The sequence below is a fragment of the Myxococcus sp. CA005 genome (genome assembly GCF_006518205.1).
GTDB lineage: Bacteria > Myxococcota > Myxococcia > Myxococcales > Myxococcaceae > Myxococcus > Myxococcus xanthus.
This window is the reverse complement of record NZ_SRLV01000069.1, coordinates 38,861-47,553: the sequence shown is the minus strand read 5'-3', so window position 1 is coordinate 47,553 and position 8,693 is coordinate 38,861. Positions and strand designations below refer to the sequence as shown.

Genomic DNA, 8,693 nt, shown 5'->3' with positions numbered 1-8,693 from the left:
CCTGCCTCCATGCCGCCGAACTTCTGCCGCCACCGGTAGAGCGTCTGCTCGACGACGCCGTGCTTCCGGGCCACCTCCACCACGCTGGCCCCAGGCGTCTCCGCCTCCCGCAGGATGCGGACCATCTGCTCCTCGGTAAACCTGCTCTTTCTCACGACCGCCCTACCTCCTGGCCGCGAGGACTCTCTCACGCTTCAACTGGTCCGAAAATCGGGGGGCAGACCATATCGAATCCCTATGGAGTTCACCCCTGGGAGAGGGCGATGAGCGGCGGAGAAGCTTGGCGGGGCGACTTCAAGGCACGCCTGTACGAACGGGTCCGAGAGCGAGGCTACGACTCACTGACCGCTTTTGCTGAAGCGCGCCCTGCCGTTCCGCTGTACGTCCTGGCCGACGAGTTGGGCGACGACGTTGCTGCCGTACAGATTCTAAGTGGCCTGATGTTCGAGGCGGAGCAGCGCAAGCAAGTCACGCGCTTGGTTCGTGACGTCCTCGTGCGCGAGTTGGCCGAGCGGTTCCCGAATGGCTGGCCGGACGTGCTGGATGAGGCATCCCGTGTCGAAGCTGCGATGGGTCTCGGGTCCTGGTTCGCCTACACCCCACTAACCCACAGGGGGCGGGTTGACCGGGCAGGGAATGCGCTTCTCGCCAATCCACCGCCTACCGGCTGGAGACCACTCGGACCCGACGACGAGCTTCTACGGATGCTTCTCCCCGACGAAGAAGCCTGACCACGAGGGCGGCTGGTGAGTCAGCGCCGATGCCGCCATGTGTCCCCAGTGTGCCCCTCCAGCGTGGTTCGAGGTGGCACACCGGGGAGCTACATGGGGCGGGACGGGATGACGTCTCCGAGCGAAGCCGGGGCACCAGCGGGTAACAGCGCGTCCTGCTTGGGGTTTCCTGGTGCCTTGGCGAAGGTGACGCTCATCTACGTCATCGAGTCCGCGCGGTAGTTCCGCGAGGTCATCGGCAGGAAGTCCCCTGGGGATTCAGTCACCGCGTCGCGGGGCTGAATCCCCAGCGTCGTTTCAAGGCGAAGGTCCGTGCGTGAATCGCACGGACGCTTCACTCACGGGAACGCGACGGTGAAGATGTTCGCGGGGCCCAGGTTGATGGTGTCGGTGTTGACGGTCACTCCAGCGCCGCCGCCGTTCACCGCCTGCCAGTACTTGGGATAGCCCGGAGTGAGTGTGCCCAGGACCACGCCGTCGCCGGTGGCGATGGTGGAGAGACCCGTGCCGGCCATCTTCCAAATGCGGAAGGTCTCCCAGTTGCCGGGAGCCATCTCCCAGGCGTTCAGCGTCGAGCCACCACCGTTCGTCGCCTGGACGAAGTTGCCGTTGATGGTCTGGAGTTGGACAAGGTCGCCCGTCACCAGGTCATTGCCGTCCAGGTCCACCAACTGGAACCGCTCCCAAGGCCCCACTGCGACGCGATTGGCGTCCACCATGGCGCCACCGCCGCCCTCGGCCACCAGGTAGTCGCCGTTTGAAGCACGAAGCGTGATGGTCCTCGAATAGAGCCGCGTCACCGTCACGACGTCGAGCGTGCTCAGCGCGTTGCGCTGCCCGATGGTCTGTCCACCCCGGCCCTCGATGGTCGGCCGCCCGTTCTTCGAGCCCTGCATCGGGCCGTAGTGCATGATGGAGCCGAAGTCATAGCCAAAGAAGTCGTCGTCCTCGTTGTTGTTCTGCTGGAACTGGGACGCCGCGCCCGCCACCATGTTCTCCCACCGGATGATGACGTAGGTGTCGCGGTCCTGGCGGTTGTGCTCGTGGTTGAGTCCCAGGCTGTGTCCCAGCTCGTGGATGATGGTGCCCGTGCTGCAACTGCCATCCAGCCACACCCCTTGTTGCCCACCCAGACGGCCATAGTGGGCGGAGCATCCGGTGCCCGACTGGATGCGAACGTAGTCAGGATATTGCGCCGCGTTGTTCGCCGTGCGGAGCACGAACGAGATGTGGGTCCGGTCATGCCAGTGATTGATGGCGTCCTGGATTCGATTCTGGTTCGCAACGCCCGAGTCGATGGTGTACGGAACCACGGCGTTGGGCCAGCGCGAGTTCAGGTCGGTCTTGGCGAGGCCCTGGGCTCGGGGGCCCGAGGCATCCAGCCCCAGGGCCTTCACCTCGCGCACGCGCGCCTCCATCTGCTGCACCGTCCCCAGGACCATGTCGCCCTCTTGGATGGCCAGACCGTCCACCTCGGCATACGTGACCGGGACGAACTTCTCCCGCATGTTGCTCCAGATGTAGCCCTCGCGAATCGGGGCCCCCGCTGGTACTCGGGCCATTTCCGGGTCCAGGTTGAGCCCCGGCGCCAGGTTCTCCTCTCCACAGGCGATGAGCAGCAAACTCGGGATGAATAGTGCGGACAACGCCAACCTCGAAAGGTCTCGTGACATGATTTCTCCACTTCTTGTGAGGATTTCGGGGCGGCGTATATCAGAAGGAGTCTGGTTTTGTTGCGAGGATTCGGGGCACACCTCTGCCATTGCCTTGGTGACGCGTCAGGGCTGACTGGGTCGAGGTTGACTCGTGTGGGTTTGTGGAGGTGATGTGCATCTCCAGGGGTTCGGCTTGGATTGGGTGCGGGCTGGGGCCCTGGTGTGGAGACGACCTTCAAGAAGCGCGGGTCTTCGATCCACCAAAGGGAGGAGCCGATGACCGATGGACATTCATGGCGGGGAAACTGGAAGTCCCGCTTGTATGAGCGCGTCCGAGAACGGGGCTACGACTCCCTTACGGCTTTTGCCGAGTCCCGTCCCACCGCATCGCTGGTGGCACTGGCCGAGGAGCTTGGGCCGGACGACGTTGCCGGAGTCCAGGTGTACGATGGTCTGGTGATCGAGGCGGTGCGAAGCAAGCAAGTGACCCGCTTGGTTCGTGGACAACTCGTGCGCGAGCTGTGGGGCAGCCTCCCTGATGGTTGGCCTGCCGTGTTGGATGACGACAACCGCTTCAAGGTCGCCAAAGCACTTGGCCTTTGGTCCGGTATCGTCCCAGACACCCACAGGGAGAGGGTGCGGCTAGCCAGGGAGGCGCTTCGCGCCAACCCTCCCCCGGCTGGCTGGCGCCCGCTCGGACCCGACGACGAGCTTCTACGGACACTCCTCCCCGACGAAGAAGCCTGACCATCAGGGGGGCGGTGAGTCGGTGCCGAAGTCTCCATGTGTCCCCAGTGTGCCCCTCCAGCGTGGTTCGAGGTGGCACACCGGGGAACGACATGGGACGGGGCGGGAGGATGAACCCGAGGGAAATCAAGGCGATAGGGGGTAACAGCACGTCCTGCTTGGGGTTTCCTATCGTCCTGCCCACGGGTTCAAGTCCCGTACTCCTCGCCAATGAGAAGGGCCCGGAATCGCAAGGCTCCGGGCCCTTCGTCTCCGCGGGGAGCGACTTCCGCCCCGGCCCTTGCTCAGCTCAATCCCTGCTCAGTTTTGATATGGACAGGGAACCACCTTGCACGGGAACTTGGTGCAATCGTAGCACTTGAACTGCTGGTAGACCCCGTTATCACACGACATCATGATGTGCTTGTAATACCGGGTCGTGACACCCCAGTCATCGTTCGAGCCGTCGCAGTACAGGGTCCGCTCACCCACCATCTCCGCGGGGTCGAACGCCGAGCTCGTGTAGTACCAGGTACGAACCTCATTGGCCGGGAGCGTCTGAGATTGCGAGTCAAGAGTGCTGCCCTCATCCACGGGGCCAGCACCGGTACCACAAGCCGCCAGCAGGCCGGAGACCACCACGAATGCCAACACGGACGGACGCATCATCATTGTTCCTCGGTTGAAGGAGTACCCACCTCGGGCGGGCCTCCGGATTGAGTCAGACATGTGCCTTCCGAGGGGTTGTTGCGTCCAACGCATTGATGGCATCCAAGTTCATGCAGTAGCCTCATGACATGTCCCAGGAGAGCACCCTCGAGGCGCGAGACCTCCGCCTCATCCAGGCCATCGTCGAGGAGGGCAGCGTGACGCGCGCGGCGCGGCGGCTGTACCTGAGCCAGTCGGCGATCAGCCACCAGCTTTCAGGGCTCGAAACGCGGCTCGGAGTCACCCTCTTCGAGCGCGTGCGCAAGCGCATGGTCATCACGCCCGCGGGCCAACGGCTGGCGGCGCTCGCCGCCGAGGTGCTGCCGAGGCTCGCACGGGAACAGGCCCTGCTGCGCGCCGCGCTGACGCCCACGCCGCCACGTCCCTTGCGCCTCGCCGCCCAGTGCTACACCTGCTACCAGTGGCTGCCGCGGTTGCTGACGGGGCTGTCCACAGCGCACCCAGAGGTGGACCTGCGGCTGGACGTGGAAGCCACGCGCTCGGCGGAAGCGGCCCTGCTCGAAGACCGGCTGGACGTGGCCCTCTGTTGCTACCCCGTGAGCACTCCCGGGCTCGTCTCCACGCCCCTCTTCCGCGATGAGCTCGTGGCCGTGCTGCCCGCGGGCCACCCGCTGGCCGCGCGCCCCTACGTCAGCGGACCGGACCTGACAGAGCAGGCCGTCTACTTCTACCCGCTCCCCGCGGAGGACGAGGAGCGCTTCCGCCGAGAGCTCCTGCCACGGAGGCCCGATGCACTGCGCGTCCGCACGCTTCCACTCACCGAGGCCATGGTGGAGCTGGTGCGGAGCGGGCACGGGGTGTCCCTCATCGCGCGCTGGTCACTCGGGCCGCACCTGGCACAAGGGGGGCTCGTCACCCGCGGCCTCGGTCGCAAGGGCTACTGGCGACAGTGGAGCGCGGTGCACAAGCGTCACAGCCCACTCGCCCCGGCGCTCGCCACACTCGTGGACCTGCTGCGCAGCGCGGTGCTCTCCGCCTGAGCAGCCTGGGTCGCGAGGGAGACCCCGGAGCATCAGGAAATGCTCCAATCATGATCCAACCATGATGCTCCGGCCGGCCAGATGGGCCTTTATCGGCGTCATTCCCTGACGCCGGAAGTCCGGAGGAAGCCCGCCCTTGTCCGCTCGATTGTCATTCCTGGCCCCGCTCACCCTGCTCACGCTCCACGGCTGTGACGCCGCTCCATCTGACTCCGCCCCTCTCCGCACACAGTCCGCGGAATTGGCGCCCGCCACCGGCCCGGTGACGCTCGTGACGGACCTCAACGTCACGTCCCTGGCACGCCAGCTCTCCCTCTCGGACCAGTTCACCCGCATGGGGGGCTCCGTCTACTTCTCGGCCACCGGGACGGGCGTGGGCCAGGAGCTGTGGCGCACGGATGGTACGCCCCAGGGCACCACCCTCGTGCGCGACATCATCCCGGGGCCCTGGGGGCACAGACCCCTCCCAGCTCACGGTGTGGAAGGAGCGGCTGTACTTCGTCGTCTCCCTGCCGTGGGGTGGCATCACGCTCTACGTCAGTGACGGAACGGCCGCCGGCACGCTCCCGCACGCGGTCATCGCTCCCGAGGGCCAGGGGGGGCGAAGTACGTGGACTCCGCCTTCCCCACGCGCAACGGGCTGTGCCTGTCGCTGGTGTCGGGCGGCTTCGGGGCGGCGGACGAGCGGGGTGGGATGGCACGAGGGCGAGGGACATCAGCTCGCCGCCGAAGCCGTTGAATTCGGTGTCCAGGTAGTAGCGCATCACGTCTTCCTCGGGTTGGTGCTGCGATAACTGGCAGAGGTGGCCCGCGCAGCGAGGGGGAGCCGGCGACGCTCCAGCGCCTGGGCCAGCTTCTTCTCTGCCCGGTTCCGGTTCCGCGTCTCCCGTGCCTTGCGCGCTCTCTCCGCCCGGGCTGCGGCGTGGGCGGCTGCCTCCTCCGCGGGCGGAACCCCGTCAGCACGAGACGGACGGGCCCGTGCAGGGGCTGGATGCGGGCCAGTGCTGCCACCTGCGCGACGCGGGCCTTGTACGCCATGGCCTTGTCGGACGGCACCAGCCCGCGGCCCTTGGCCGGGCGCCAGTCATCGTTGGCGCTGAGCGGGTACGGCAGCACGAGGCGCATCTCGGCGCGGGGACACAACCTGACGCACCCGGGCGCGCAGCTCCGCCGGGGGCAGCACCTCAAGCAGACGGGGCAGGAGGCGCCACTTGCTGGCGGAGCGGACGCCTCGCGCCGCGCCAGCGGACTCCAGCAGAGCCAGCATCTCTGGGCGCCACAGCAGGCGCGCGGTAGCGCCTGGGCTCGGGCTCGGGCTCGGGTTGTCCCGCGCCGGGCGCACCTCCTCGAGGACGACACCGCCGCCCTCGGCGCGGGCCAGCACCACGCCCCACCAGGACGGCACCAGCGCGCGGCCGCGCTCCAGGTGTCGCTCACCTGCGACGAGGGTGCAGCGGTCGAACACCGCGCTGTAGGACAACTCCTGGACCAGCAGGCGGCGCAGCGTGTCCGCGTCCGCCTTGACCTCCCAGGCGTGGAGGCACCCGGAGCCGATGGTGGCCACGTCCACCCGCACCAGCCCGCACTTCAGCCCCACCTCGTGGAGCACCCGGGCGCCGGGCTACGTGCCCGCGGCGAGTTGGGCCAGGGGCTGGCGGATGTCCGCGTCGCGCAGGCACGTCACGGAAGGCTCCGGTAGAATGTGGCCGTGGGCTGGAGCGCCCACGAGCACGGGGGAACACAGCCATGGCCGACAACAACGACAGCGCCGAAAGGACCGACTGGACGAAGGTGCTGCTCAAGTGCCCGGAGTGCGGGAAGGAGAAGCCGGTGGTTCCCGACTTCGGACTCATGACGCTGGGCGGGCATCCGCCATCCCCTCAGTTCAGGTGCAACGTGTGTCGCATCGCCATCGTGACCAGCCAACTCTGACATATCAGGTGCGTGGCAGGGCCTGACTCGCTTCTTCCACGGCTCCGCGTCTGCCATGCGCGCCACCTTGCGCGCGCCGGCTCAGCGACGCCAGACGGGGTTCGTGCAGCGAATACGGGCCGACCGGTGCTGCTACTGCTGGACCAGGCCAGCTTTCACACCGTCCAGCGGTCGCAGGCCCTTGCTGCGCAGCTGGACATCCGCCTGCTCTGGTTGCCCAAGCAGCGTCCCGAGCTCAACGCCATGGACCACGTCTGGAGGGAGTTGAAGCTGCACATCTCGGCCAATCGCCAGTACCCCAGCGTCGGTGCTCAGGTCGAGGCCGCCGTCCTGTGGGTGCTGTCGCTCACTCCCACCCGGGCCATCCGCAAGGTGGGTATCCTCGCGGAGGCAGCGAGCTCCACGGCGAGGCGGCGGAGGTGGGCCAGGGCGACGGCGTCAAGGGAGTCGTCGTCGTACAGTCCGAGGTCGTAGTCCGAGGCCTTAGGGGATGTGCTCGTTCAGGCGGAAGGCGGACACCCGGCCATCCGGGATGAGCGACACTCTGTAGCGGAGGGTCTTGGGCCCGAACTGCACCAGGTACGTGTAGAGGCGGTCGTCACCCACCACTTCCCGCTTGACCAGGACGAGCGGCCCCGCCGGCGCCAGGCTTTGCAGCAGTTGCTGATAGAACGGCACGGCTTGGCCCCAGAACCACCAGGGGGCGTACGCGAACTCGACTGGCTCCATCGTCCCGGCCCGTGCCTGCTCGAGCAGCGTGGTGAGCCGGGCGGTGACCTGCGGCTCGAGGTCCGGGATGGGGGTCAACGGGGGCACGGCGAGCGCGGGGTTGACGATGGCAGCAATGCCTTCCACGAAGGTCATGGGGTTTGACCCACTCGAGTTGGCCAGCACGACGATGGAGAGAGAGTCCCCGATGAAGCGGGAGTAGGCGGTCCGGAAGCCCTGCCACCCACCGGTATGCTGGTGCAGGGGCTTGCCATTGCGCTCGAGGATTTCCCATCCAAAGCCATAGGGCTGGGTGGCTCCGCTGTTGAGCTTCACGGGGGACAGGATTTCCTGCCAGCTCTCCGGGCTCAGGATGGAGCGCTGCGCCACGGCGGCATCCCAGGCCAGCAAGTCCTTCACGGAGAAATAGAGCGCACCGTCCCCGGTGGTGTTGAGGGAAGGCGAAACCCACTCCTGGTTCTTCACCTCGCCGCGGACCACGCGGTAGCCGGCCGAGCGGTTGGGAATGATGTCCGCCTCGCTGATTCCGCGCGCCGTCTTCATTCCGGCGGGCCGGAAGACGTGCTCACCGAGGACGTTGGTGTAGTCGGTGCCCGCGACGCGGTTCACGATGATGCCCAGGAGGACGTAGCCGGAGTTGCTGTAGTTCCACCGCAGACCGGCGGGAAACTCCAAGGGCAACTCGTAGATGAAGTGCGCGAATTCCTCGTCCGTGTAGTCCTTGCGCACGTCGAGCAGTCCCTCGAGGTCCTGGATGCCGGAGGTGTGCGTCAGCAGGTGGCGCACTGTGATGGGGTGCCACTTGGTGGGCGCGTCGGGGAAGAACTTCGTGATGCTGTCGGAGAGCGAAATCCTGCCTGCCTCCACCTGGTGCATCACCGCCATTGCGGTGAATTGTTTGCCCAGGGAGCCAGATTGGAAGAGGGTGTCCTTGCTGACAGGAACCCGATGCTCCAGATTGGCAAAGCCATACCCCTTTGCCAGCACGACCCTTCCGTGGCTCACGACGCCCACGGCGAGGCCGGGCACATTCTGTCGTTTCTGCTCCGCGCGGACGAAGGTGTCGATCCGCTCGCGGAGCGAACCATGTGCGGCGGCGGGGCGGCTCGTGAACAGGCCTACAAGGAAGACAGCAACCAATGTGATGGATTGCAAGAAACCGCGCATGGGAGCTCCTCATGCCCGGACGGGTATGGGTCACGGGTATGCTC

Annotated in this window: 11 protein-coding genes; 6 read left to right on the top strand and 5 right to left on the bottom strand. The window is 66.5% G+C overall.

Features of this window, described 5'->3' with window-relative positions:
• A partial coding sequence (locus FMQ63_RS26400) for a transposase (protein WP_141276768.1) occupies positions 1–155 on the bottom strand: 155 nt, incomplete at its 3' end.
• Positions 156–263: 108 nt separating this feature from the next.
• Between FMQ63_RS26400 and FMQ63_RS26395 the strand changes: the two genes are divergently transcribed.
• Positions 264–731 (top strand): hypothetical protein, encoded by a 468-nt coding sequence (locus tag FMQ63_RS26395; RefSeq protein WP_020478901.1) that lies wholly within the window; start codon positions 264–266, stop codon positions 729–731.
• Between the two features lie 338 nt (positions 732–1,069).
• Here FMQ63_RS26395 and FMQ63_RS26390 read toward each other — a convergent pair whose 3' ends face one another.
• Entirely contained in the window at positions 1,070–2,404 is a 1,335-nt protein-coding gene (locus tag FMQ63_RS26390; RefSeq protein WP_225909870.1) for a M12 family metallopeptidase, read from the bottom strand.
• A 258-nt stretch (positions 2,405–2,662) separates the two neighbouring features.
• On the opposite strand from FMQ63_RS26390, the gene FMQ63_RS26385 reads away from it, so the two are divergent.
• Positions 2,663–3,133, top strand: a complete 471-nt coding sequence (locus tag FMQ63_RS26385) for a hypothetical protein (RefSeq protein ID WP_026114294.1) — start codon at positions 2,663–2,665, stop codon at positions 3,131–3,133.
• A gap of 300 nt (positions 3,134–3,433) precedes the next feature.
• Here the strand turns inward: FMQ63_RS26385 and FMQ63_RS26380 are convergent, their stop codons facing one another.
• Positions 3,434–3,766, bottom strand: a complete 333-nt coding sequence (locus FMQ63_RS26380) for a DUF6289 family protein (RefSeq protein ID WP_228556499.1) — start codon at positions 3,764–3,766, stop codon at positions 3,434–3,436.
• 143 nt (positions 3,767–3,909) lie between these two features.
• On the opposite strand from FMQ63_RS26380, the gene FMQ63_RS26375 reads away from it, so the two are divergent.
• Positions 3,910–4,821 carry a LysR family transcriptional regulator gene (locus FMQ63_RS26375; RefSeq protein ID WP_011552207.1) on the top strand — a complete coding sequence of 304 codons (912 nt, stop codon included), beginning with the start codon at positions 3,910–3,912 and terminating at the stop codon, positions 4,819–4,821.
• Positions 4,822–4,957: 136 nt separating this feature from the next.
• Positions 4,958–5,365: a hypothetical protein gene (locus tag FMQ63_RS26370; RefSeq protein ID WP_011552208.1), complete on the top strand. Its 408-nt coding sequence runs from the start codon at positions 4,958–4,960 to the stop codon at positions 5,363–5,365.
• Between the two features lie 540 nt (positions 5,366–5,905).
• Here the strand turns inward: FMQ63_RS26370 and FMQ63_RS26360 are convergent.
• On the bottom strand, positions 5,906–6,430 hold the full coding sequence (locus FMQ63_RS26360; protein WP_011552211.1) for a sce7726 family protein: 525 nt from the start codon (positions 6,428–6,430) through the stop codon (positions 5,906–5,908).
• A gap of 137 nt (positions 6,431–6,567) precedes the next feature.
• On the opposite strand from FMQ63_RS26360, the gene FMQ63_RS26355 reads away from it, so the two are divergent.
• Both FMQ63_RS26355 and FMQ63_RS26350 read left to right on the top strand, forming a co-directional pair.
• Positions 6,568–6,753 carry a hypothetical protein gene (locus FMQ63_RS26355; RefSeq protein WP_011552213.1) on the top strand — a complete coding sequence of 62 codons (186 nt, stop codon included), beginning with the start codon at positions 6,568–6,570 and terminating at the stop codon, positions 6,751–6,753.
• A 126-nt stretch (positions 6,754–6,879) separates the two neighbouring features.
• Positions 6,880–7,227, top strand: coding sequence for a transposase (locus tag FMQ63_RS26350; protein ID WP_020478905.1), 348 nt, complete (start codon positions 6,880–6,882; stop codon positions 7,225–7,227).
• Positions 7,228–7,236: 9 nt separating this feature from the next.
• On the opposite strand, the gene FMQ63_RS26345 is transcribed toward FMQ63_RS26350, so the two are convergent.
• The gene (locus tag FMQ63_RS26345; RefSeq protein WP_011552214.1) at positions 7,237–8,649 is read right to left on the bottom strand and encodes a serine hydrolase; all 1,413 of its coding nucleotides are present in this window, start codon (positions 8,647–8,649) and stop codon (positions 7,237–7,239) included.
• Positions 8,650–8,693 lie beyond the last annotated feature (44 nt).